This window comes from Desulfovibrio psychrotolerans (assembly GCF_013340305.1).
Classification (GTDB): Bacteria; Desulfobacterota; Desulfovibrionia; order Desulfovibrionales; family Desulfovibrionaceae; genus Halodesulfovibrio; species Halodesulfovibrio psychrotolerans.
Genome location: NZ_BLVP01000001.1, coordinates 615,337 through 638,439 on the forward strand (window position 1 = coordinate 615,337; position 23,103 = coordinate 638,439).

Consider the following 23,103-nt stretch of genomic DNA (forward strand, 5'->3'; position numbering starts at 1 on the left):
AGCTATCTTCCTGATTTCCTGTACTCAACTCTTCAGCAAACAGCTGCGCCAAACCGCATTGCACGGGTCAGCAGCCACGACAATCTGCTACGCACAGAGCAACTTACGCGCTTACGATACCCTGTCAACAATGTATTGCGCCAGCGAACGCAGGAAGTCCGCATCACCGCCCGAATAGGGCCGCAGATGCTCCACCGCCCTGTCAACATGCTCCTGCGCTATCTCCCGGCTCCGGGCAATGCCCAAAAGACTGGGGTAGGTTGTCTTGCCCTGCGCGGCATCGCTGCCCACGGGCTTGCCCAGTTGCGCCTCATCGCCCACTTCATCCAGAATATCGTCCACAATCTGAAACGCCGCGCCAATAGATTCGCCGTACACACGCAGCCGCCGCACATCGTCCCCGTCCGCCCCGGCAAGCATCGCCCCGCTCACGCAGGCGGCGCGGATAAGCGCCCCGGTCTTCATGGCGTGCATGCCGCGCAATTCGTCGTAAGAAACACCGCTCCGGGCCGTATAGTCCATATCCAGATGCTGGCCGCCCACCATGCCGCCGGAACCTGCCGCCACGGCCATTTCCGTCATGGCCCGCACAACCCTGTCCGCCGGAACGGTTTCGGCAACTGTTCCCATCAGCGCAAACGCCTCGGTCAGCAGTCCGTCCCCTGCAAGTATGGCTGTGGCTTCCCCAAACATCTTGTGGTTGGAAGGCTTGCCCCGCCGCAGGTCATCGTCATCCATGGCGGGCAGGTCATCGTGGATGAGCGAATAGGTGTGAATGCACTCTATGCCCGCCGCAAACGGCAGCACCGTGCGTCCGTCCAACCCCATCACCCCGGCGGCAGTCATGCACAAGACAGGACGTAGCCGCTTGCCACCCGCCAGCAGGCTGTACTCCATGGCCTCCAGCAGCCCCTGCGGAATGCCGCGCCCGTGCAGGCAGCGGGCCAGATACGCCTCCACCGTGCGGGCGCATGCACTCAGCCGTTCCTTAATCTCCTGCGGGGTCATCCTCGGCATCCTCACTTACACCAAAGGGTTGCAACGCCCCCTCCGAAAAAAGGGCAATCTCGTTCCGCGCTTTCTCCAGCTGATCACGGCAGGCCTTGGCCAGCGCAATACCTTCCTTATACAGGGCCACACCCTTTTCCAAAGGCTGGTCGCCGCGTTCCAGCTGCTCCACCACGCTCTGCAAACGCTTGAGCTGGTCTTCAAAATTTTCTTTCTTCGCTGCCATGTTTTTCTCCTCGCCGTGCGCCGCATGCCTGCGTCCGCCCGCCGTCACATGCCGCACCAGCGGCTGCTGTTCTGTCCGGCGCCGCCTACTCTGCGGCAAGCAGGGGCAGCGGGTCAACCAATTCTCCCTGAACGGAAAGCCCGAAATGCAGATGCGGCCCCGTCACCCTGCCCGTGCTGCCCACCATGCCCACCACCTCGCCGCGCCGCACCCTGTCACCGGGAGCCACGCCTATGGCGGACAGATGAAAATACATGCTCACCACACCCTGACCATGATCTATGTAAACGGACTTTCCTGCAAAAAAATGATCCTCCGCCAGCACCACTTCACCGTCTGCGCAGGCGCGAATGGCTGTCCCCTCCGCGCCGCGCAGGTCCACTCCCATATGGGGCTTGCGCGGCTTGCCGTTAAAATAGCGCGTCAGCCCGTAAGCGCTGGAAACCTGTCCCGGCACCGGACGCAGCATGGGCAGCTCCCACTGCCGCAGCACCTCCATACGGGAAAGCGCCGCCACTACCCGCGCACGCTCAGCGGCATGGCGGTCCAGATCGTCCTGCGCCACTTCCACATACTTGCGGTCCACGTTCAGGTGCTGCTCCGGATACTGTCTGGAAAGCAGAGACAATTCCCGTTCCACCGTCTCCCGTCCTGCGGCTGTCCGCACAACGGCACGCAGGGTGCGCGGCTCCTGCTCACTGCCATGCGGCACCCCCAGCAGCACTGCACCGCGCCACGCGCCTTCATGCGCATCCATCTGCACGGGCACCGTCTTCCCATTCCACAGAACGGAAACTTCCGGCGGCTGCCCGTGTTCTCCAGTTGCCGCACCGTCATCCCCGGACGATGTCCCGTCTGCCGGATACGGCAAAAGGGGCTGCCCTTTAGTTGCCCATCCGGCAACCACAACCTCCGCCACAAACGGCTGTCCGGGAAACACCTCCTGCGGCACCGCCAGACTCACCCGTTCCGGACTCTGCGCCCCGGCCCACACAGGAGAAAGAGAAAACAGGCACAGTGCCAGCCCTATCAAAACTCCCCGGCACCCCCGACTCCACCGACAGCACCGGCACCACCGGAACATCCCTTCCTTCCGCACGCCTACTCCTTCCCTTTTTCCCTACGGGCAAGGCCCGTCACATCCGCCTGCACCACACCGTCACGCACGGCAATGGTAACCCCATCACCCGGCAGCACCTCTTCCACGCTGCGCAAAAAGGTTCCGTCGCGCTTGCGCACCAGACTGTACCCCCGCTCAAGCGGACGCATGGGGTCCAGCGCGGCAAGCTGCACGGCAAGCCGCTCAAACACCTGCTCGCCTTTAAAAATCTTCATGGCGGCTGCCCTGTGCAGGCGTTCACCCAGCGCATCCACGCGCGCCTGCCCCTGCTCAGCCACCTGCGGTCCGAACGCCGCCTTCAGCCTTGCGGCAACCGCCTGTACACGCCCGTCAGCCCGGACAAAAACTCCCTGCACTCCGCGTTCCAGCCTACCCGTAAATTCCGCCAGCCGCTCATCCAGCCGCCGCAGCCGTTCGGCAGGAGAAAGCCACGCAAGCCCCCTTCCCAGTGCCGCCACCGTGGCCTCGCGCTCGCGCATGGTACTTTCCCACCGCCGTACAAGACGCATCTGCAACTCATCCACCGACTGCGCCAGCACCGCCCGCTCCGGCCACAGCATCTGCGCCGCATGGGTCGGTGTGGCGGCCCGCACATCGGCCACAAGGTCCGCTATGGTCACGTCCACCTCATGCCCGACCCCGGAAATAACCGGCACCCGTGAAGAGAATATGGCGCTGGCCACACGCTCGTCGTTAAACGTCCACAAATCTTCCAGTGAGCCTCCGCCGCGTATCAGCGCGATAACATCCGCCCAGCCGTGTTCATTGACCTGCTGAATGGCCCGCGCAACTTGCTCCGGTGCGGCATCGCCCTGCACCAGTGCCGGATACACCCGGATGGAAGCCCCCCAGCCCCGCTCCCCCGCAATACGCAGAAAATCGCGTATGGCAGCCCCCGTAGGAGCCGTTACCACCGCCACTCTGGCAGGATGGTAGGGCAGCGGCCGCTTGCGCTGTGCGTCAAAATATCCCTTTTCCGCCAGCGACCGTTTAAGCGCCTCAAACTCCAGAAACAACCGCCCCAGTCCGGCCTCCTGCGCCACCTCCACCACAAGCTGGTAGCTGCCGCGCGGGGGGTACACGTTCAGCCTGCCCGCGCACATCATCTCCATGCCTTCGCGCATGGTCTGGGCAAGGCCGGGGCGCGGCCCCTCCTCATACACTTCGCCCGTCAGGGGATCAAAGCTCTCTTCCCCCCGCTGGTTGCCGCGAAACCACACGCACCCGAGCAGTGCATCCGCATCGCGCAGGGAAAAATACATATGCCCTGACCCGGCACGGGTAAGGTTGGTCACCTGCCCCCGCACCCACACGAACGGATACGTGCCCTCAAGCGTCCGCTTGACGGATTCCGTGAGTTCCCTGACCGTGTAGATGCGGCTCATGTCCCTGTTCCCGCCGGTTGTCCGTTCATGAAAAACGCTCCCGCCACCCCTTGGGCGGCAGGAGCGCGCAAACTCTGCAATGGCCGGATATCCGGGCGCAACGCCTTATGCGGCCCTGCTCCCGGCGTGCCCCTAATCGGTAATGCCCCATCCTGCGTACACGGCCTTTTTCCAGCCTGCAAACGCTTCGGCGAATCCCTGCACGGGCAGTTCGGCCTTTTCTCCGGTGCGACGGTCCTTAACCTCCACCACGCCTCTGGCAAGCCCCTTGCCGCCCACCACAATCTGCATGGGAATGCCGATCAAATCCGCATCCTTGAACTTCACGCCGGGACGCTCTTCACGGTCGTCCACCAGCACGTCCATGCCCTGTGCGGCAAGCAGCGTCTCTATCTCGTCCACCTTGGCGCACACGTCTTCGGTGCGGATGTCCAGATTCAGCACCAGTGCCTCAAAGGGAGCAATGGGCGGCGGAAACTTAATGCCGTCCGCGTCGTGGTTCTGTTCTATGCACGAGGCCACAACCCGCGAAACGCCTATGCCATAGCAGCCCATAAGCATGGTCTGCTCCCTGCCCTGCTCGTCCACATACTTGCAGTTCATGGCCTCGGAATACTTGGTGCCCAGCTTGAACACATGGCCCACTTCTATCCCCTTGGTCAGGGAAATGGCCCCGCCGCACTTGGGGCAGGCATCGCCTTCCGTAATGAGGCGCAGGTCCGCAAAACCGGCAAGCTTCACATCACGCTTAAGCGACACGTGCTTCAGATGCGTGTCCGCCTTGTTAGCACCGGTAATCCAGTCCGTGGCAAGACGCAGTTCATTGTCCGCCACTATACGCGATACCTGAATGCCCACAGGACCGGCATACCCCACCGGAGCGTTGGTCCACTTCTGCACCTGCTCGGGGGTGGCCATTTCCAGCGTATCGGCATGGAGCAGATTCTTCAGCTTAATATCATTAAGCTCGCGGTCGCCGCGCACAAGCGCCACCACGGGTTCACCGTCCGCAACGTAGATAAGGGTCTTGATAATGGCGGCGGGAGTCACATCAAGAAACGCCGCCACCTCTTCCACCGTGCACTTGCCGGGGGTAGCGGTTTCCTCAAAGGGAATATCCAGCCTGTCGCACTCGTCCCCCGTGCAGAAGACTTCGGCGCGTTCGATGTTGGCAGCGTAGGAGCATTCCTTGCACACCACCACCGTATCCTCGCCGGTATCGGCCAGCACCATGAATTCATGGGAAAAACTGCCGCCAATGGAGCCGCTGTCCGCCTCCACAGGGCGGAAGCTCAGGGCCATGCGGGAGAATATGGACATATAGGCATCGTACATAGCTTGGTAGCTGACATCCAGCCCCTGCTGGTCCCTGTCAAAGGAGTACGCATCCTTCATGATGAATTCACGCCCGCGCATCAGGCCGAACCGGGGGCGAATCTCATCCCGGAACTTGGTCTGTATCTGGTACAGATTCATGGGCAGCTGGCGGTAGGAACGCACTTCGCCGCGCACTATGTCGGTTATCACTTCCTCATGCGTGGGACCAAGGCAGCAGTCGCGCTGGTGCCTGTCCTTAAAGCGCAGAAGCTCCGGCCCGTAAAAATCCCAGCGGCCAGATTCCTGCCACAGGTCCGCAGGCTGCACCATGGGCATGCTCACCTCGTTGGCTCCTGCCTTGTCCATTTCCTGCCGCACAATGCTGGCAGCCTTGGATATAGACCGCAACCCCAGCGGCATGTAGGTGTACACGCCGGAAGTAAGCTTGCGTATCATGCCCGCGCGGGTGAGCAGCTTGTGGCTTACCACTTCTGCGTCGCTGGGGGCTTCCTTGAGGGTGGGGATATAAAAACGGCTCCAACGCATTATCTGTCCTTTCTCCGTTCTTCAAGAAACGAGTCGAGTTCTTCCATGAAGGCTTCGAGCAATCTGGCCCCGCCCTTTACTGTCTTCACAATTTCTCCCTTGCGGAAGATGATGCCCTTGTCCCTGCCGCCCGCAACGCCTATATCGGCCTCGCGCGCCTCTCCGGGACCGTTGACCACGCACCCCATAACCGCCACCTTAAAGGAGTCCGTCACGCCTTCCAGACGCCGCTCCACTTCCTCGGCAAGGTTGATGAGGCCTATCTCGGTTCTGCCGCAGGTGGGGCAGGAGATGATTTCCGGCCCGCGGTAGCGCAGCCCGAGCGCGCGCAGCAGCTCCCACGCCACGGCCATTTCCTTTACGGGATCATCCGTCAGGGAGATGCGCAAGGTATCACCAATGCCCTGCCAGAGCAATATGCCAAGCCCCACAGACGACTTTACGGCCCCGCGCAGCAGGGTACCTGCCTCGGTTACGCCTATGTGCAGCGGATAGTCGCACCGCCCTGCAAGAAGCCGGTACGCGTCTATGGTGTGCAGCACGGAAGAGGACTTAAGAGAAATCTTAATGTCGTGGAACCCGCGTTCCTCAAGCATGCGCACATGCCCCAGCGCACTCTCCACCATAGCCTCGGGAGTGGGGCCGCAGTACTTTTCCAGCAGTGCCTTTTCCACAGAACCGCTGTTCACCCCCACCCGTATGGACGCACCACGCGCGCGGGCGGCATCCACCACCGCATCCACGTTCTTCTTCCCGCCTATATTGCCAGGATTTATACGCAGGCCGTCCGCTCCCGCTTCCAGCGCCATTATGGCGAGGCGATGATCAAAATGAATATCCGCAATAAGCGGCATGCCCGTCTGATTTCTGATGGGTCCTATGGCCCACGCGGCCCCTTCGTTCAGCACGGCCACGCGCACAATTTCGCACCCGGCTTCGGCCAGTTGCCGTATCTGCTCCACCGTGGCTTCCACATCCCGGGTATCCGTGTTGGTCATGCTCTGCACCACCACCGGATTGTCCCCCCCTATGCGGACGCTCCCCACCCTGATCTCACGCGTTTTTCTGCGTTCTGTAACCATTTGGCGTATCCTGTCTGTTTGTGGATTCCCCCCCGCCGGGGGTGCGCGAACTCACTGGCCATAACGGAATCTTTGCAAGCCCTGCCCGGACCGGAAAAAACCGGACAGAACCGAGCAGAACCGGGCAGAACCGGGCAGAACCGGGCAAACCCGCATGCCCCCCGGCTCCCGCAAGAGCGGTCAGCCGCCGCGCGCCCAACCCATACGCCATTTCACACGGCAAGCCAAGCATGGGTAACTGCGGCAGTTCAGAATCCTGTTGACTCCCGGTGTCCTCCCGCGCATATACTATGCAACTCTGTTGCATCAACACGCCAACCCACTTTCCGGAGGATATTATGCCCCGCCCGCATCTCCCCGCATGGTCCGCCCTGCGCCTCAGCCATGTACTGCTGCCTGCCGCCTTTGTGCTGCTCGCTCTGTGCGCCCTGCCCGCGCAGGCAGACAAAATCCCTGTTTTTGTCAGCATTGCTCCGCAAAAGTTCTTTGTAGAACGCATCGGCGGCGATGCCGTGGATGTTTCCGTCATGGTGCAGCCCGGTGCCAGCCCGCATACCTACGAACCCCGCCCCCGGCAGATGACGGCCCTTGCGGACACCCGGCTCTATTTTTCCATCGGGGTCAGCTTTGAAGAAGCGTGGCTGCCGCGCATCCGGTCCGCCAGCCCGAAGATGCGCATTGTCGCCATGGATGCGGGCATCACCAAGCTCATGATGGAAGAACACAGCCACGATGAAGATGCGCACGGGCATGATCATGACAAGGATCACGGGCACGCCGCAGCAGCATCACACGGACACGCCGCCGAAACCCCCGGCAAGCACGATGAAGATGCCCACGGACATGACCATGGTCACGAACACGCAGCAGTCCCGCATGGACACGACCATGACCACGACCATGAAAACGCGCACGACCATGACCACACAGGACCGGACCCGCACGTATGGCTTTCCCCCCTGCTGGCAAAGCAGATGGCACACACCATAGCCGACACGCTGTCGGAAGCCGCGCCGGAGCGGGCAGATTTTTTCCGCGCCAATCTGGCCGCCTTTGAACAGGAACTGGATGCCCTGCATAACGAACTGCTCGCCCTGTTCACTCCCATCCCTCCAGAAAAGCGCATCTTCATGGTCTTCCATCCCTCGTGGGGCTACTTTGCCCATACCTACGGCCTGACCCAGATTTCCATAGAGTATGAGGGCAGGGAGCCTACCCCCCGCATCATGGCACATCTTATGGAAGAGTCCGCCCGGCACGGCATACGCACCGTTTTCATCCAGCCGCAATTCTCCCGCAAAAGCGCAGAAACCATTGCAAGCCACATTAAGGGCCATCTGGTGGTAGCAGACCCGTTGGATGAAAACTGGATGGAAAACATGCGTGCTGTAGGCAAGCTGCTGGCGCAATCCTTCACCCAAGAGTAGCCCATGACCGTACAATCCGAAGAAGTTCTCTCCATCACCGGCCTGCACTTCGCCTATAACGGCGGCGACCCGGTGCTGGACAATGTGAACCTGACCGCCCGCCGGGGGGACTATATCGCCATTCTGGGTCCCAACGGCGGCGGCAAAACCACGCTCATAAAGTGCCTGCTGGGCATGCTCACGCCGCAACGCGGCAGCGTGCGCGTATTCGGCAAGCCGCCCAAAGAAGCTCTGGGCCGTATAGGCTACGTGCCGCAATACGCCACCGCGCGCGAGGCGTTTCCCATCACCGTGCTGGATGTGGTGCTCATGGGTGCCATGAACGGTTCCAGCACCATCTTCACCTCCGGGTGGAAGCGCGGCAAAGGCAATGCGGAAAAAGCCCTGCACGCCCTGCAGCTGGTGGGCATGGAGGGACGTGAAAAATTAACCCTGCGCCAGCTTTCCGGCGGGCAGAGGCAACGGGTCATAGTGGCCCGTGCGCTTATGGGCGACCCGGACCTGCTTCTGCTGGATGAACCCACAGCCAACATAGACCCGCAGGGCAAGTTCTGCTTCTACGAGTTCCTCGCTTCGCTGCCGGGCCACATAACCACCATCGTCGTCAGCCACGACCTGTCCATAACCGCGTCCGCTTTCACGGGCATAGCCATTGTAAACCGCACCCTGCTCTACAACCGTGGCAACACCCTCACCGAAGGGCAGCTTGCCATGCTCTACGGAACCCACGAACCTTCGTGCCCCATGGGCACCTTCATCAGCACGGTTTCCAGCATGTTTCCCACCATGACCAATCTCCAGCCGTATAAACCCCATGCGGGGCAACAGCCACAGCAACCTGCACCCGGACCGGAGGATAACGCCTGATGCTGCACATGCTCAGCTTCGACTTCATGCAGCACGCCCTTCTGGCAAGTCTGCTGGCCTCGGTGGCCTGCGGCGTGGTGGGCAGTCTGGTGGTGGTGAACCGGCTCGTCTTCCTTGCCGGAGGCGTGGCCCACGCGGCCTATGGCGGCGTGGGTCTGGCCTTTTTCCTCGGCCTGCCGGTACTTCCCTGCACGGTGGGCTTCTCTCTGGGCGCGTCCCTGCTCATGGCGGGTGTTTCCCTGCGCTACCGTGACAAGGCAGATACAGCCATAGGCGTTCTCTGGGCCGCGGGAATGGCCTTCGGCATCATCCTGCTGGACCTCACTCCCGGATACAACGTGGACCTGATGAGCTTTCTCTTCGGCTCCATCCTTGCCGTGCCCGTGGAAGACTTGTGGCTCATGGCCGGCCTGAATGCGGTGGTGCTGCTGCTCACGGCCTACCATTACCCCGGCCTGCTGCTGCTTTCCTTCGACAGCGAATTTGCCCGCGCAAGAGGGCTTGCCGTGCCCATGCTGCACTGCCTCATGGTGGGCATGGCGGCTCTGTGTGTGGTCATGATCATCCGCGTAGTGGGCCTTATCCTCGTTATCGCCCTGCTCACCATCCCGCCGTTCATGGCACAGCGGCACGCCCGCTCCCTTGCGGGCATGATGCTCGCCGCCACGGGCTGGAGCATCCTGTTCTGCCTTGGCGGGCTGGCCCTTTCCTACCGGTTCGATCTCACATCAGGAGCTTCCATCATCGCCGTGGCCGCCGTCTGCTTCTTTGCCGCACTGGGCGCGGACGGCCTGAAACACGCATGGCAGGGACGCAGGAGAACAGCATGACCGGCACATCCGGCCACAAAGAGCGCGTTTGCGTGCAACCGGAGTATCCTGCCGCGCTGCTGCACGCCGCGGGACTGGAAGATACGCAGGCGCGCAGACGCATTCTTGCCGCACTGCATGCGCCTCACGGCACCACTCCCGTTGCCGTGAGCGCGCAGGACCTGCTTGCCGTGCTGCGCAAAGACGGCCCTTTCGACAAGGTCACCCTGTACCGCACTCTGGACCTGTTCACAGAACGCGGCATCATCCAGCGGCACAGCGCGGGCGACAGGTCTTTCCGCTACTGCATGGCCGGTCCGCCCCATACCGGCCAACAGACAACCTGCCATTCTGACGAAAAGACAAACCATCGTTCTGACGAAAAGACAGACCACCTTTCTGGCGAACTGACAGCCCCCCGTTCTGACGAACAGGCAGCCCGCCATACTGACGACCAGCAGGCTGTCAGCCAGCCCTTCCGCCAGACCCTCTGTCAGACCATTCACGGCCACTTCTACTGTACACGCTGCGGCACCATGTCCTGTCTGGAAATGCCCCAACCGGACATGCTGCGCCTTCTCACACCGTCTGTCAGCATCCCAACGCAGGAAGGCTCTCTGCCTGCGTCCTGCTGCGGCACAGCACTCACCCAACCACCTTTGCATGCGGACGCAGAGACAGCACCGCTCCCCTCCGCACCGCCGCAACGCGACCCTGCAGCCCAATCCCCTGCCTTTCTATCCACTTTGCCCACTTTGCCCACTTTACCCACTTTGCCCGGCCGGGTGGAAGCTGTGGAGATACGGCTGGACGGCATATGTGCCCGATGTCTCGGGGCGCCGCGCTGACGGTTTTCCGTCACCCGCGGTGCCGCCAATCCATCCTGAATAAAAAAACCCTATAAAAACAACACACTGCAATCATGGCGCAAACCTTGCTTGAGCAAAACCATACGGGAAACAACTTCCCGGCGGCGATTCACCTCAGGTATACAAGGAAATTCCATGAAAGCAGATACTTCCGCACCGGGTTTGGTGGAACAGTTTGAAATGCTGGAACGCATGCGCAGGGAACTGGGCGAATCGCGCATGCAAAGCGTCACGGACATGAACCTGCGCAAGGCCATGATAACCGAATACCGCCTTCTGGCCGGAACCTCGCTGCAACTGCTGAACATGCTGGAGCAGTACAAGTTCATCTACTCGCTCACGGAAGAAGATCTGGACCGGTATCAGGCCGTGATGCTGCAACTGGCGCAGTCTGCCATGCGGTGTCAGGAATTTGTGGAACAGTCGGAATCGCTTGATCAGGAGGCCCTGCTCGCCTCCATGCCCGCCGCTGCTTCGCGCGCCAACTGAGACACGAAACACCGGTGCAGCAGCCCCGCCCGTTTTCGCGCAGAACGGGGCATCATCCCCTGTATAGAGGAAAAGGCAAAACTGACGGAGCAGTGTTTCACCCCATCTGCGGTCCGCCCGGTGGGATCACTGCGCCCCGCGTGCCCGATATGCCCGGTCTGCCCGTTTGAACGGCGCAATCAGGCACCCGTCCAACGAAACGAGGCCCGACAGACCTTTCCGCGCGTGCCTGCGTCCTGTTGATGAAAAACGCCCCCTCACAGCCCCTGCGGCATCTGCATGCCCAGCACTTCCGCAAGAAAGGCGGCTGCCCTCAGGTCCGACCAGTAGTAGCCGTCCTCGCGGGACCGCACAAAACCCACATGCCCTCCTGTCCGGGGCATCTCCAGAAACAGCGATGCGGACTGTTCCGCCGCATGCACGGGGTAGCATGACGGGCTGAGAAAAGGGTCATTGGCGGCGTTCACCAGCAGGGAAGGCACACGCACACGCCGCAGAAACTGCCCGCAGCCGCAGCGTTCCCAGTAATCGAGCGCATCGCGGAAGCCATGCAGGGGCGCGGTGAAGCGATTGTCAAACTCGCGGAAGGTGCGCATGCTCTCCAGCCCCTCAATGCTCGGCATATCGGGAAAAACCGCCTTCTTCTGCACCATCTTCTGCCGCAGCGAGTGCATGAAATACCGCATATAAATGACGTTGGAAGGCCGGTCCAGCACCTGCGCCGCCCCCACCAGGTCGCACGGCACAGAAAAGGTCACGCTCGCCGCCACGGCGGGATGCACCGCTTCCGGCTTTTCACCAAGATACTTGAGAATCTGGTTGCCGCCCATGCTGAACCCCACCAGCGCGATGGCAGCATAGCCAAGCCCCGCGCAGTAGGTGACAACGCTGTGCAGGTCATCCGTCACACCGCTGTGGTACATGCGCACAGTACGGTTGGGTTCGCCGCTGCACCCCCGGAAATTCCACGCGCACACGTCCCATCCATGGGCGTTCAGGCAACGTGCCATACCCCGCACATACTTGCGGCGCGAATGCCCTTCCAGACCGTGCGATACCACGGCAAGCGGCGCGCCGTATGCCCCGCAGGGCAAAAAATCCATATCCAGAAAATCCCCGTCCGCCGTGTCCAGACGCTCCCGGCGGGCAGGCGCGTCCGGAACTGCACGGAAAAGCGGCGGATACAGGGTCTGCACATGGCCGTTGGTAAACGGAAAGGGCATGGTATACGACGAGGCAGAAAGCAAAGGCATGGCGAAACGGCTCCTTAATGAATCATAAACGCCACAGGGCGGCATACGGCATGGACAAACCGGAGTATTCACGGTACGCCGCCACGGGCGGATACCGCACTATCCCATTTTATGACAAAAGGACAGCATGAAGACCTTCGACGCCATCATCCTCGGCGCGGGCGCATCCGGCATGTGGTGCGCCAAAACAGCCGCCGCACGCGGACTCTCGGTCTGCCTTGTGGACCACGCCCGAAAACCGGGCAAGAAAATCCGCATCGCCGGGGGCGGCAAATGCAACTTCACCAACCTGCATGTCCATCCCGGCGACTACACCGGAGCCAACCCCCATTTCTGCAAATCCGCGTTGGCCCGCTTTTCTCCGTGGCACATGGTGGAATACCTCTCCGTCCATAACATCGCGTGGGAAGAGCGCGACCACGGGCAACTTTTCTGCACCGGAAGCGCGGACGAGCTTGCCTGTGCTCTGGAAGCCGAATGCACCCGGCACGGTGTCTGCTGGATGCTGCGGAACACGGTCCAGAACATCGCCGCAACAGCCACGGGATACACGGTGCGCGTCTCCGGTGCTGAAGGGGTGGAAGAACTGACATCCTCCAGCCTTGTGATTGCGCTGGGCGGCCCCGCATGGCCGCAGGCGGGAGCTACGGACATGGGCCACCGCGTGGCCCGGCAGTTCCGGCACCCTGTCGTACCCGCACGCCCTGCGCTCGTCCCCTTCGCCATGCCCGGCGACTGGCCCCTGCACGGGCTTTCGGGCATTGCCGTCCCCGCCGCCATAACCTGTGCGGGCAGACGGTTTGAAGAAAACCTGCTCTTCACCCACACGGGCATAAGCGGTCCCGCCGTTCTGCACGCCTCGTGCCTCTGGCAACCCGGCATGCCGCTGGAAATGGATTTTCTGCCCGCACTGTCCGTAGAGAACGCCCTGCGGGAGGCCGGAGGCAAACCGCTGGTGCGCACGGTTCTCGGCAGGCTCCTGCCGGAACGGCTGGCACTGGCGCTTGTGCCTGAAAAACTGGGCGGTATGCAGGTGGCCCAACTCTCGCGGCAGGATACAGACACCCTGCGCCAGCGGGTGCACGCTCTTACCGCCACGCCCGCCCGTACAGAGGGCATGCGCCGGGCAGAGGTCACCGCAGGCGGCGTGGACACCGGGCACATCTCTTCCAAAACCATGGAAAGCACATTGCAACCGGGTCTGTATTTCATCGGAGAAGTGCTGGATGTAACAGGCCAGTTGGGCGGATTCAACCTGCACTGGGCATGGGCTTCCGGTCAGGCGGCAGGGCTGGCCCTGCGCCCCGCTTCAAAAGAGTAACGATACCGCGCCCCACATGACGGCGCATCCCAGCAGAACTGCCACGCGGACATGCCGCAAAAGGGCCCGAACAGAAACGGCATCCCACCCCGGAGCCTGCGCTTCTGGCTGCACTTCTGGCTGCGCTTCATCCCCACGCCCCTCACGGGGTCCCAGCACGGGTTTGTCCTTGGTCTGCCCGAAGTAGGCCGTAGGCCCTCCCATGCGTCTGCCATGCAGCCATGCGGCTGCAGCCATGGGCCATCCCGCGTTGGGACTTTCCATGGTCCGGGCGTCTGCCGCAATGAGGCCGATCAAACAAAATACTCCCTTCAGGCGGGATAAAAGGCCGGAACAGCACCACACATCCGGCGCCCCCTTTGCCCTGCCGCCCGCATCTGCAGCACGAACGCCCGCAAGCGGTGCCGCAAGCAACAAAAACAGGGCGGCAAGCCGCGCGGGTACAAAGGCAAGGCAGTCGTCCAGCCGCGCCCCTGCCCAACCCAGCGCACGCCACTGCTCCGTGCGGTAGCCCCACATGGAATCCATTGTGGAAACCGCCTTGTAGAGCCAGAGCCACAGAGGGCCGCCCAGCACGAGCCAGAAGAAGGGCGCGATCACACCGTCATTAAAATTTTCGGCAAGGGTTTCCGCCAGCGCGCGGTGCAGATCGTCCCTGCCCGCCTGCGAAACATCGCGGCTTACCAGCATGCTCACGGCATGCCGACCAACGGCAATATCTTCATGGGCAACCGCCTCAAGCGCCCTGCCGCACTCACGCAGCAGGCTCCCGGCCGCAAGGCCGGCCCACGCCAGATAGCAGGCCGCAAGAGCGCCCGCCACGGGCAGAGCCAGAATCCCCTGCACGCACGCAGCAACCGCGATAAGCAGCAGGCACAGGCAGCAGACTCCCGCCAGCCGGGTGGGCGGATGCACGCGGGCGCGCACCACCGCCTCCATGCGGTCAAGCAGCCACCCCACGGCCTGCACAGGATGCGGCAGTCTGCGCGGGTCAGCCAGCACAAGGTCCAGAGCCAGCGCAAAAGGCGGCAGCCACAGGCTCCAGCCCGCTGCCCCCGGCAATCCACTCCACGGTATTGCCCAAGGCATGTCCCATGCCACCTACCGTCCCTCCAGCGTGCCCAGCGCAGCGTAGGCCTGATACAGCACTATACCCGTAGCGGTGGAAAGGTTGAGGCTTCGCACCTCTCCCCATATGGGAATACGCACATGGTCCGCGTAGCGTTCCGTGAGCCACTCAGGCAGGCCGCGCGTTTCCGGCCCGAAGACAAGGGCATCCCGCTCCGTAAAGGCAAACCGATGCACAGCCTCCCCCTGCCGCGCACTGGTCATGACATGCCGTCTTCCCGCCCCGCCCTCTGCGGCGTAGGTTTCCCAGTCCGGCCACACTCGCACGTTCACATGGGACCAGTAGTCCAGCCCGGCCCGCTTGAGATAGCGGTCGTCCAGACTGAACCCAAGCGGCTCAATGAGGTGCAGCGGGGTCTGTGTCGCGGCACACAGGCGCGCCACGTTGCCCGTGTTGGGCGGTATCTCCGGTTGGAACAAAACTATCTGCATAATCGCCGTCCTGTCGTAAAAAGGGCCGGTTCAGGAATGCACCCGAACCGGCCCCGTGGCAAGCGTAAAACAGAAACTTAGAACTTGTAGCCCAGCGTCACGCCGTAGATGTCCGTGCGGGCATTCATGGAATGGGAGTTGGGGTTCACCCCGGTTACCGTGCGGGTATTGGCGTAGTCGCGGCCCTTCATCCACAGGTAGGTGTAGGAAAGGTCCAGCGTCCACGCATCGTAGTTGAATCCCACGCCCACGCTGTACAGCTGGCGGTCATTGCCGGGAATAAGGTAGTCCAGCTGGCTGTCGTTAAGGGGCGATTCGTCATAGGTGTAGCCCACGCGCAGCTTCATCCAGTCGGTGGCGGCATACTCCACGCCCACATTGTAGCGCCACACGTCCTCCCAGTCCTTGGGGGTATCGCTATGGAACGAGCCGCCCACAGGCTTGGAGAATTCAAAGCGCAGACGGTTGTAGGTGGACCAGCGGGTATACACACCGCCCACTTCAATGCTCAGGTCTTCCCACGGATAGTAGACAAGGCCCACATTGATCATTTCCGGCAGAATAACCGTGCCGGTCACGTGGTTGTTGGGGAAGAGTCCGCCCACTGCAGCAGGTACGTCGTGGAAACGCTGGTCGCCGCTGGCCCCTATTTCGGCCTGGCTATGGTAGCCCACGCCCAGACGCCACTGGTCATTGAACTTGTACAGCATGCCAAGGGTAAGTGCCGTGCCGTAGCCTTCCGCCTTGGTCTTGCTGAGCACGCCTCCTGCTAAGGCAAAGGGGGCCAGCGAGATGGTCTTGTCAATCTCCATCATAACATGGATATATTCCACGCCCACGGCCAGCGAAAGATTATCGTTCACCTGATAGGCCACGTTGGGATTGATGGAATAAGACTGCACCACCGCGTGGGTCACGTTGGCCTTGCCCGCCCAGTCGGCATCATACTCGGTGCCAAGCCCGAAACGGGTGTACATGCCCACGCCGAACGACCATTTGTCGTTATACTTGTGCGTCATGTACAGGTGCGGCGGCAGCCAGACATTGTTCTGCCCGTGAACCTTATCGCCGTTCACCTTCACGTCCATGTTGGGCAGAATGGCGGAAACACCGGTGGCCACCTGCGTGCCTTCAAGCTGCGTCAGGCCTGCGGGGTTAAAGGCAATGGTGGAAGGATCATCCGCGCGGGCGATAACGGCACCACCCAGTGCATTGCCGCGCGCGCTGTATTCATACAGGGCGAATCCGGCAGCGGAAGCGGAGACGGTAAAGGCGAACAGACAGACAAGACAGACGGTAACGGATACGAGACGTCGCTTCATGATAACCCCTTTGATTCACGTCCGGCAACGCATGGCATCCCGTGAACGCACCCGTGCCCGGATGCATCCGTCACCCGCCGCGCCGTCAGGAAAATCCCCCGCCCCAAAGCAAGGCCATTTTCCGCACAACACGGCAGACCGCCAGCCGTTCCCCTGCAGCCACCGGACAACACTCAGACACCGCGGCGTCCCGTCCCTCGCTTGCTGGCAGTGCAGCGGACACGCGCGGTTCTCCTCTTCCAATCAAAAAACTTGTGGGGTTATAATAGGAACACTCTCACTTAGGCAACCGCCTGAACGCGGTTTTGCGCAAAAAAGTGGAGTGAAAGCGTAAAAAAAGTGAGAGTTACACCTTTTTTGGAGCAAGTGCCCGCTCAACCACGGCCACCAGATGAGCAAAATCCACAGGCTTGGATATGTATTCATCCATACCTGCTTCAATAAAGCGTTCCCGGTCGCCCTTCATGGCATGGGCAGTCATGGCAATAATGGGGATGTCCCGGCGGATTTCCGGGCTTGCGGATTGCCGTATGGCACGGGTGGCCTGCACCCCGTCCATGTCCGGCATCTGAATATCCATGAGGATGAGGTCAAACGTCTCCTTGACCATGGCTTCCAGCACGGCCACGCCGTTGCCCACGCACACCACCTCATGGCCCTGATTCTCAAAGAAGTAGACGGCAAGCTTGCGGTTGATGATGTCGTCTTCCGCCAGCAGAATGCGCAAAGGACGGCTTATCCCGCGAATAACGGGCATCCCTTCCGCCTCCTCCTCGTCTTCCTTTCCCTTGGCGTTGCGGAAACAGGCTGTAAAGGTAAAGGTGCTGCCCCTTCCCGGTTCCGTCTCAAGGTGGATATCCCCATCCATCTTGCGTGCTATCTCGCGTGAAATGGCCAGCCCCAGCCCTGCTCCGCCATACTTTTTGGTCATAAAGCTTTCCGCAAGCGAGAACGGTTCAAACACCTCCTCCACCTTTTCCTGCGGAATGCCCACCCCTGTGTCCTGCACCACAAAGGCAAGGCACACATCCTTCTTACGCTGGCGGTGCAGCCGCACATGCACGGTCACGCCGCCCCGCTGCGTATACTTAATGGCATTGACCACAAGGTTGCTGATAACCTGCTTGAGCCTGCCCGAATCCCCGCAGACCGATTCCGGCACATTGTCGTCCACCATGTGGTCCAGATGCAGATTCTTCCACCGGGCCTGCACATCCAGCACCTTGAGCACGTCAGCCAGACACCCGCGCACGGAAAACACAGATTCCCGCAGCACCATCTTGCCAGCCTCAATGCTGGACATATCCAGAAGATTGTTGACTATGGCCAGCAGTTCGCGCCCTGCCTGACGGACCATCTGCATATACTCTGCCTGCTCGGGCGTTGTTTCGCCTCCCAGCAGCAGATCCGTAAGCCCGATGATGCCGTTCAGCGGCGTGCGCAATTCGTGGCTCATATTGGCCAGAAACTGCGTCTTGGCCTTGCTGGCAGATTCCGCCTCATCCCGCGCCTGCTCCAGTTCGGTCGCACGCTGGGCCACCTCGGCCTCCAGCCGCTCATGATAGCTGCGCTTCTCCCGCCGGATACGTGCCAGCTCAAGAGCCTTCTGCACCACGCATTCAAGGAAGGTGAGATCGTGAATGGGCTTGGTGATGTAGTCCCACGCGCCCCGTCGCAGGGCTTCTATGACATCTTTGATGGCACCGGTTCCGGATACCACCACAAGCGGCGTTTCCGGTGCAAGAGAAGAGAGGTTGTCCAGCAGTTCCAGCCCGTCCATACCGGGCATGCGCAGGTCAAGGAGCACAAGGTCGGGGGCGTTTTCAGTGAATTCCCGCAGACCGTCTTTTCCGTTGGCGGCCTGAAGCACCTCAAACCCGCTGTCCTCAAGAAAGGCGGCAAGGCTCTCCCGGACCAGAATCTCATCGTCAATGGCCAGAATCCTTGCCTTGAACGAACGTGCCATACGGCTTACCTTTCCAGCTTGAGAATGCGGAAAATGCCTTCCACCAGATCATCCATATTCTGCAACGGCTTAATGTACACATCGTCACGCGAAATGCCGATATTCATAAGCTCCAGGGGCAGTTTGTAGTTGGTGGACCCGGTATGGATAAGATATTTAAGCCCGGGCCGCCGCTCATGCGCCTTCACGATAAAATCGTTGCCGCTCATGCCTGGCAGCCGCATGTCGATGATTCCCGCATGCGGGCTCACCCCGGCAAGCACTTCAAGCCCTTCTTCGCCGCTCCCTGCCGTGTGAACCACGAAACCCTCGTCCTCAAGATAGGCCTCAAGGTTTTCGCGCACCATCTCTTCGTCATCCACGACCAGGATTACTATCGGTTCGTTTGACATCGGCACTCCCGGGGCTTGTCCGTTGGTCTCTGCCTCCCGACAGCCGCATACATCGCCCCGCCTCCGGCTACCCGGATTCACGGGGCTGTCATGCAAAAGCTGCGGCAAAGGGATGCATGCCCGGCGCAGGCATGCCTACCCTGTATACACTTACCATACCGTTACCTTGAAAAGTGTGCAATGCCGAACAGCAACTCCCGCTCACTTTGCCCGTTTTCGGATAATAACCCCTTCCCTGCGCAAGCGGCACCACAAAGGACGCGGCTCATCCGTCAGCAAAGGACGCCCCTTGGGCGTGGCAATATTGCAGCGGCGTTTGTCGGTCTGAAAGAAAAACGGACAGTCATCGCATGCACACACGCTGCCCGGCGCAGCACCAGGCGCACAGGCTCCTTCATCAGATTCCCGAACCTGTATGCTCCCCGCCTCCAGCGGACACCAATCCGGACGCCCCGCTGCGGCTTCCTTGGGGCCAAACCCGGGCCGCTTTGCCGCAGGCGCGGCACAGAACCCGTGTTCACCCACATCGCCCGCGCCGTGCCCATCCGTCCAATACATAGGGCACTCCGCGCATGTTCCTGCAACCCATATCATATTCCTGCTCCTTCCCGCACGCCAATATCCGGCTTCCGATGCGGTTCTTCCGTTATGCGGAAACCCCGCCCCTACAACATATTCACAGGGTCAATATCCAGCCCCAGCCGCAACTGCCCGCCCCGCGGCGCAGCAGCGCGCATTTCGTGAAACACCGCCCGTATGCCCGGCCATTCCGGCCCCTTGAGAGCCCACTGAAACCGCTTGCGTCCCCGGAGCAAGGCAAGGGGCGACGGGGTATGCCCCAGCACCATCACACCATGCGCCCGCCCGCGCTCCCGCGCCAGGGCGGTAAGCTGCTCCACATACGCCATGCCCTTGTCCCAGTCTGCGGGAAAACTGGCCCGTACCAGCGCAAGTTTGACAAAAGGCGGATACCGCCGTCGTTCACGGCGACGTATCTCTTCATCGAAAAAACCCTCGTAATCTGCGGCGCGCACAAACTGCCAGCAGTAATGGGCCGGATCCCGCGTCTGAATGAACACGCGTCCCGGCTTCTCACCCCGCCCCGCGCGACCCGATGCCTGCACCAGCAGTTGAAACGTCCGTTCGGCCGCACGGTAGTCGGGCAGATTCAATCCCAGATCACCGTCCGCCACAATGGCCAGCGTAACTTCCGGAAAATGGTGCCCCTTAGAGAGCATCTGCGTGCCCACCAGCACCTGCGCCTCGCCCCGGGCAAAGCTGTCCAGAATGGCTTCCATGCGGCCCGGGCGGCGGGTGGAATCCCTGTCCAGACGCAGCACCCGGCTGCCCGGAGGCAACAGATGGGCAAGGCTCTCCTCCAGCTTCTCGGTTCCCTCTCCCATGGGCAGAAAATGCAGCCCCCGACACGCCTCGCACGGGGCCGGGTAGGGGACGGAATGTCCGCAATAGTGGCACACAAGCCGTTCACGCCCCTTGTGGTAGGTCAGGCCTATCTCGCACTGTGGGCAACGCGCCACGGCACCGCAGTCCAGACAATACATCAGGGGAGCATACCCGCGGCGGTTCAGCAGAATAACGGCCTGCTCCCCGCGTTCCACCACCTCTCTGAGGGCCTGCAGGCTTTGGGGCGCAAGCAGGCTCTCTGCGGTGGAAAGCCCCTTGATGTCCACCAGCTCCACATCAGGCAGCGTGCCGCCTCCCACCCGGTCAGACAGGCGGGCCACGGGAATATGCCCGGACCGTGCGGCATGAAAGGTCTTCACATCGGGCGTGGCGGAACCGAGCACAAGCAGGCCCCGCACCTGCTGCATCCGGAAATGCGCCACCTCTTTGGCCTGATAGACCATGCCCTCATCCTGCTTGAACGAGGCATCATGCTCCTCGTCCAGCACAATGGTCCCAAGAGCAGGCACGGGCAAAAACAGCGCCGAACGCGTTCCCACCACAAGGCACGGCTCAGTGCGCGCGGCAATGGCTCTGAATGTCCGCTCCCGTTCACCGGGGGATTGGTAGCCATGGAACAGAAAAATATCCTGCCCGCCGCAAACGGTGCGGGCGGCCCGGTGCAGCTTGCAGGCCAGTGCCACCTCCGGCGCAAGCAGCATGACGGAACGCCCCTGCCGCAGAGTGTGCGCGGCAAGCTCCAGATACACGGCAGTCTTGCCGCTTCCGGTAATGCCGTAAAGAAGACGGGTCTCCGGGTGCGGTGCATCCAGTGCCGCCGCAAACTCATCCGCCGCTCCGCGCTGCGCGGGCGTAAGCACATACCCGCCACCATGGCCGTTACCGTCCGCAAGCTCCGCCACGCACGCAGGGCCGCTTTCTCCGCCCGCTCCTGCGTCATCGTCCTCCGGCGCACATGCGCATACGGCCTGCGGCGGCCCCACAGCCACAAGGCCCCGCTCCGCCAGCGTGCCCAGCACCGCTGCACAGGAAGCACCAAAGGCCCCCGTAACCACGCTGCGCGGCACCGCCCCCTTTTCCCAAAGATATTCCAGCAACTCAATCTGCCGCTTGGCAGAGGGACGCACAGGCCACGGCGGGTCCTTGGTCACCACACACACCTCGCTGGCATCGGCGTCAAAAGCGGCATCCAGCATTTCCAGCTGTCCCCCTGTCCACGCCTCGCCAAGCACACGCCGTTCCGCCTCGCCCATCCTGCCCACGTCCTTAAGCTGCAAGGTGCGCGGCTTTCCCTCGCCGAACAGACGCAGCCGCACGCGCGAGGTACGCAGCCCGGCAGGAAGCAGGCTGCCCAGCACATCGCCCGGAGAGGCAAGATGCCGCACGGCCAGTTGCCGCACCATCTCCAGATAATCCGGCGTCAGCAACGGCATGCGCTCAAGCGGCCACAGCGCCTCTTTCACCTCCACCCCCTCCGGCGCGGCAGGCGCATCGGCATCCAGCACCACGCCCACCCGCAAGCCACCGGCCTTGCCCAGCGGCACGGCCACACGCATACCCGGCTGCCACGCAAAGACGGGCAGCCACGAGGGCGCGGCATAGTGCAACGTAACATACGGCGGGCTGAGAAGGGCAACGGAAAGCATGGGCGGAGTCCTTACAGGCATGGTGCGTCCTGTCTGCACATTCGACAAAAAAATCCGGGCGGTCCGTGCAGACCGCCCAGTCATTTCACTCGTTGCCGATCCTGCCGGCCTGCGGACCGCATCCGGTCCGGAACAGACGATACCGCAGGCGCGGAACCGCACGGCGCATCAGCACTTCCACGGAAGCAACGGCTTGAGGTGCTTGACAAGGTCGTCCCGAATTTCCTCGTCCTGCAACGCAAAGTAAATGTTGGCAGTGAGATACTCCACCCAGTCACCCACGTCGAACCGCATACCGCGCATCTTCACCGCCAGCAGTCCGCGTCCGGAGGCAAGGGTGGAAAGCGCATCGGTAAGCTGAATCTCCCCGCCCGCTCCCGGAGCCGTTTTCTCCAGCGCAGGAAAGATGTCCTGCGTAAGCACGTAGCGTCCCACAATGGCAAGACGGGAAGGTGCCTTGTTGGCGGCAGGCTTTTCCACCAGACTGGTCACACGGTATGTGCCGGGAGAAATCTCGTCGCCCGCCACAATACCATAGCGGCTCACCTTGTCCGGCTCCACCTCCATAACGCCCACAACAGGCAGTCTCTCGGCTACAGCCACGTCCATAAGCTGCCGCAGGCCCGGCTCCATGCCGAACATAAGGTCATCACCCACCATAACCCCGAACGCTTCCTCGCTGACCACATGCTTGGCGCACAGCACCGCATGCCCCAGTCCGAGCTGCTGCTTCTGGCGAATGGAGATTATGTTGACCATGTTCGCCACTTCGCGGATGACATCCAGCATGGGCTTTTTGCCCGCGCGTTCCAGAATCGACTCAAGCTGCAGGTTGTGGTCGAAGTGGTCCTCTATGATCTTCTTATCGCGGTTGGTCACAAACACTACATCGCTCATGCCGGAGCGCATGGCTTCTTCCACCACGTACTGCACGGCCGGCTTGTTGTAGACCGGCAGCATTTCCTTGGGAATATTCTTTGTCGCAGGCAGGGACCGGGTACCCCACCCTGCAACGGGAATCACGACCTTACGGATGTTCATGCCCAGTGCTCCTTTGCGGTTGTAGTGCTGAA

At 61.6% G+C, this 23,103-nt stretch carries 21 protein-coding genes; 6 read left to right on the forward strand and 15 right to left on the reverse strand.

Features of this window, described 5'->3' with window-relative positions; all coding sequences use genetic code 11:
* Nucleotides 1-111: 111 nt before the first annotated feature.
* The 6 genes from HUV26_RS02720 to ispG form a co-directional block, all read right to left on the reverse strand.
* A complete protein-coding gene (locus HUV26_RS02720; RefSeq protein WP_373869047.1) occupies nt 112-1,008 on the reverse strand; it encodes a polyprenyl synthetase family protein in 897 nt (298 codons plus the stop codon).
* A complete protein-coding gene (locus tag HUV26_RS02725) occupies nt 989-1,234 on the reverse strand; it encodes an exodeoxyribonuclease VII small subunit (RefSeq protein WP_174408535.1) in 246 nt (81 codons plus the stop codon). Before HUV26_RS02725 ends, HUV26_RS02720 begins: the two co-directional genes overlap by 20 nt.
* 85 nt (nt 1,235-1,319) lie before the next feature.
* Nucleotides 1,320-2,267 (reverse strand): M23 family metallopeptidase, encoded by a 948-nt coding sequence (locus HUV26_RS02730; protein WP_243451234.1) that lies wholly within the window; start codon nt 2,265-2,267, stop codon nt 1,320-1,322.
* 68 nt (nt 2,268-2,335) lie between these two features.
* Complete coding sequence (gene xseA / locus HUV26_RS02735; RefSeq protein WP_174408536.1) at nt 2,336-3,739, reverse strand: exodeoxyribonuclease VII large subunit; 1,404 nt, start codon at nt 3,737-3,739, stop codon at nt 2,336-2,338.
* 132 nt (nt 3,740-3,871) lie between these two features.
* Nucleotides 3,872-5,602, reverse strand: coding sequence for a proline--tRNA ligase (locus tag HUV26_RS02740; RefSeq protein ID WP_174408537.1), 1,731 nt, complete (start codon nt 5,600-5,602; stop codon nt 3,872-3,874).
* Entirely contained in the window at nt 5,602-6,684 is a 1,083-nt protein-coding gene (gene ispG / locus HUV26_RS02745; protein ID WP_174408538.1) for a flavodoxin-dependent (E)-4-hydroxy-3-methylbut-2-enyl-diphosphate synthase, read from the reverse strand. The genes HUV26_RS02740 and ispG overlap by 1 nt, the downstream gene beginning before the upstream one ends.
* Before the next feature lie 338 nt (nt 6,685-7,022).
* On the opposite strand from ispG, the gene HUV26_RS02750 reads away from it, so the two are divergent.
* From HUV26_RS02750 to HUV26_RS02770, 5 genes are all read left to right on the forward strand, one after another.
* The gene (locus HUV26_RS02750) at nt 7,023-8,111 is read left to right on the forward strand and encodes a metal ABC transporter solute-binding protein, Zn/Mn family (protein WP_174408539.1); all 1,089 of its coding nucleotides are present in this window, start codon (nt 7,023-7,025) and stop codon (nt 8,109-8,111) included.
* A 3-nt stretch (nt 8,112-8,114) separates the two neighbouring features.
* Nucleotides 8,115-8,978, forward strand: a complete 864-nt coding sequence (locus HUV26_RS02755; protein ID WP_174408540.1) for a metal ABC transporter ATP-binding protein — start codon at nt 8,115-8,117, stop codon at nt 8,976-8,978.
* Nucleotides 8,978-9,808 carry a metal ABC transporter permease gene (locus HUV26_RS02760; protein WP_174408541.1) on the forward strand — a complete coding sequence of 277 codons (831 nt, stop codon included), beginning with the start codon at nt 8,978-8,980 and terminating at the stop codon, nt 9,806-9,808. The genes HUV26_RS02755 and HUV26_RS02760 overlap by 1 nt, the downstream gene beginning before the upstream one ends.
* Complete coding sequence (locus tag HUV26_RS02765) at nt 9,805-10,635, forward strand: Fur family transcriptional regulator (protein ID WP_174408542.1); 831 nt, start codon at nt 9,805-9,807, stop codon at nt 10,633-10,635. Before HUV26_RS02760 ends, HUV26_RS02765 begins: the two co-directional genes overlap by 4 nt.
* 156 nt (nt 10,636-10,791) lie before the next feature.
* A complete protein-coding gene (locus HUV26_RS02770; RefSeq protein WP_174408543.1) occupies nt 10,792-11,145 on the forward strand; it encodes a hypothetical protein in 354 nt (117 codons plus the stop codon).
* Nucleotides 11,146-11,402: 257 nt separating this feature from the next.
* Here the strand turns inward: HUV26_RS02770 and HUV26_RS02775 are convergent, their stop codons facing one another.
* Nucleotides 11,403-12,398: a YheT family hydrolase gene (locus tag HUV26_RS02775; protein WP_174408544.1), complete on the reverse strand. Its 996-nt coding sequence runs from the start codon at nt 12,396-12,398 to the stop codon at nt 11,403-11,405.
* Nucleotides 12,399-12,525: 127 nt separating this feature from the next.
* Here HUV26_RS02775 and HUV26_RS02780 point away from each other — a divergent pair, with 127 nt between their 5' ends.
* Nucleotides 12,526-13,719 carry a BaiN/RdsA family NAD(P)/FAD-dependent oxidoreductase gene (locus HUV26_RS02780; RefSeq protein ID WP_174408545.1) on the forward strand — a complete coding sequence of 398 codons (1,194 nt, stop codon included), beginning with the start codon at nt 12,526-12,528 and terminating at the stop codon, nt 13,717-13,719.
* On the opposite strand, the gene HUV26_RS02785 is transcribed toward HUV26_RS02780, so the two are convergent.
* From HUV26_RS02785 to galU, 8 genes are all read right to left on the reverse strand, one after another.
* On the reverse strand, nt 13,708-14,808 hold the full coding sequence (locus tag HUV26_RS02785) for a CobD/CbiB family cobalamin biosynthesis protein (protein ID WP_174408546.1): 1,101 nt from the start codon (nt 14,806-14,808) through the stop codon (nt 13,708-13,710). The genes HUV26_RS02780 and HUV26_RS02785 overlap by 12 nt on opposite strands.
* A 12-nt stretch (nt 14,809-14,820) precedes the next feature.
* The gene (locus HUV26_RS02790; RefSeq protein WP_174408547.1) at nt 14,821-15,279 is read right to left on the reverse strand and encodes a tRNA (cytidine(34)-2'-O)-methyltransferase; all 459 of its coding nucleotides are present in this window, start codon (nt 15,277-15,279) and stop codon (nt 14,821-14,823) included.
* Between the two features lie 77 nt (nt 15,280-15,356).
* Entirely contained in the window at nt 15,357-16,601 is a 1,245-nt protein-coding gene (locus HUV26_RS02795) for an OmpP1/FadL family transporter (RefSeq protein ID WP_174408548.1), read from the reverse strand.
* A gap of 346 nt (nt 16,602-16,947) precedes the next feature.
* On the reverse strand, nt 16,948-18,567 hold the full coding sequence (locus tag HUV26_RS02800) for a response regulator (RefSeq protein ID WP_174408549.1): 1,620 nt from the start codon (nt 18,565-18,567) through the stop codon (nt 16,948-16,950).
* 5 nt (nt 18,568-18,572) lie between these two features.
* Nucleotides 18,573-18,959: a response regulator gene (locus HUV26_RS02805; RefSeq protein ID WP_174408550.1), complete on the reverse strand. Its 387-nt coding sequence runs from the start codon at nt 18,957-18,959 to the stop codon at nt 18,573-18,575.
* Nucleotides 18,960-19,160: 201 nt separating this feature from the next.
* A complete protein-coding gene (locus HUV26_RS02810; RefSeq protein WP_174408052.1) occupies nt 19,161-19,517 on the reverse strand; it encodes a hypothetical protein in 357 nt (118 codons plus the stop codon).
* Between the two features lie 107 nt (nt 19,518-19,624).
* Nucleotides 19,625-22,051, reverse strand: a complete 2,427-nt coding sequence (gene priA, locus HUV26_RS02815) for a replication restart helicase PriA (protein WP_174408551.1) — start codon at nt 22,049-22,051, stop codon at nt 19,625-19,627.
* A gap of 147 nt (nt 22,052-22,198) precedes the next feature.
* Nucleotides 22,199-23,071, reverse strand: a complete 873-nt coding sequence (gene galU / locus HUV26_RS02820) for a UTP--glucose-1-phosphate uridylyltransferase GalU (protein WP_174408552.1) — start codon at nt 23,069-23,071, stop codon at nt 22,199-22,201.
* Nucleotides 23,072-23,103 lie beyond the last annotated feature (32 nt).

What these genes read in the sequence shown, in the direction of transcription:
- HUV26_RS02720 (WP_373869047.1), bottom strand. Translation starts at nt 1,008, where the DNA reads ATGACCCCGCAGGAGATTAAGGAACGGCTGAGTGCATGCGCCCGCACG.
- HUV26_RS02725 (WP_174408535.1), bottom strand. Translation starts at nt 1,234, where the DNA reads ATGGCAGCGAAGAAAGAAAATTTTGAAGACCAGCTCAAGCGTTTGCAG.
- xseA (WP_174408536.1), bottom strand. Translation starts at nt 3,739, where the DNA reads ATGAGCCGCATCTACACGGTCAGGGAACTCACGGAATCCGTCAAGCGG.
- HUV26_RS02740 (WP_174408537.1), bottom strand. Translation starts at nt 5,602, where the DNA reads ATGCGTTGGAGCCGTTTTTATATCCCCACCCTCAAGGAAGCCCCCAGC.
- ispG (WP_174408538.1), bottom strand. Translation starts at nt 6,684, where the DNA reads ATGGTTACAGAACGCAGAAAAACGCGTGAGATCAGGGTGGGGAGCGTC.
- HUV26_RS02750 (WP_174408539.1), top strand. Translation starts at nt 7,023, where the DNA reads ATGCCCCGCCCGCATCTCCCCGCATGGTCCGCCCTGCGCCTCAGCCAT.
- HUV26_RS02755 (WP_174408540.1), top strand. Translation starts at nt 8,115, where the DNA reads ATGACCGTACAATCCGAAGAAGTTCTCTCCATCACCGGCCTGCACTTC.
- HUV26_RS02760 (WP_174408541.1), top strand. Translation starts at nt 8,978, where the DNA reads ATGCTGCACATGCTCAGCTTCGACTTCATGCAGCACGCCCTTCTGGCA.
- HUV26_RS02765 (WP_174408542.1), top strand. Translation starts at nt 9,805, where the DNA reads ATGACCGGCACATCCGGCCACAAAGAGCGCGTTTGCGTGCAACCGGAG.
- HUV26_RS02770 (WP_174408543.1), top strand. Translation starts at nt 10,792, where the DNA reads ATGAAAGCAGATACTTCCGCACCGGGTTTGGTGGAACAGTTTGAAATG.
- HUV26_RS02775 (WP_174408544.1), bottom strand. Translation starts at nt 12,398, where the DNA reads ATGCCTTTGCTTTCTGCCTCGTCGTATACCATGCCCTTTCCGTTTACC.
- HUV26_RS02780 (WP_174408545.1), top strand. Translation starts at nt 12,526, where the DNA reads ATGAAGACCTTCGACGCCATCATCCTCGGCGCGGGCGCATCCGGCATG.
- HUV26_RS02785 (WP_174408546.1), bottom strand. Translation starts at nt 14,808, where the DNA reads ATGCCTTGGGCAATACCGTGGAGTGGATTGCCGGGGGCAGCGGGCTGG.
- HUV26_RS02790 (WP_174408547.1), bottom strand. Translation starts at nt 15,279, where the DNA reads ATGCAGATAGTTTTGTTCCAACCGGAGATACCGCCCAACACGGGCAAC.
- HUV26_RS02795 (WP_174408548.1), bottom strand. Translation starts at nt 16,601, where the DNA reads ATGAAGCGACGTCTCGTATCCGTTACCGTCTGTCTTGTCTGTCTGTTC.
- HUV26_RS02800 (WP_174408549.1), bottom strand. Translation starts at nt 18,567, where the DNA reads ATGGCACGTTCGTTCAAGGCAAGGATTCTGGCCATTGACGATGAGATT.
- HUV26_RS02805 (WP_174408550.1), bottom strand. Translation starts at nt 18,959, where the DNA reads ATGTCAAACGAACCGATAGTAATCCTGGTCGTGGATGACGAAGAGATG.
- HUV26_RS02810 (WP_174408052.1), bottom strand. Translation starts at nt 19,517, where the DNA reads ATGTATTGGACGGATGGGCACGGCGCGGGCGATGTGGGTGAACACGGG.
- priA (WP_174408551.1), bottom strand. Translation starts at nt 22,051, where the DNA reads ATGCCTGTAAGGACTCCGCCCATGCTTTCCGTTGCCCTTCTCAGCCCG.
- galU (WP_174408552.1), bottom strand. Translation starts at nt 23,071, where the DNA reads ATGAACATCCGTAAGGTCGTGATTCCCGTTGCAGGGTGGGGTACCCGG.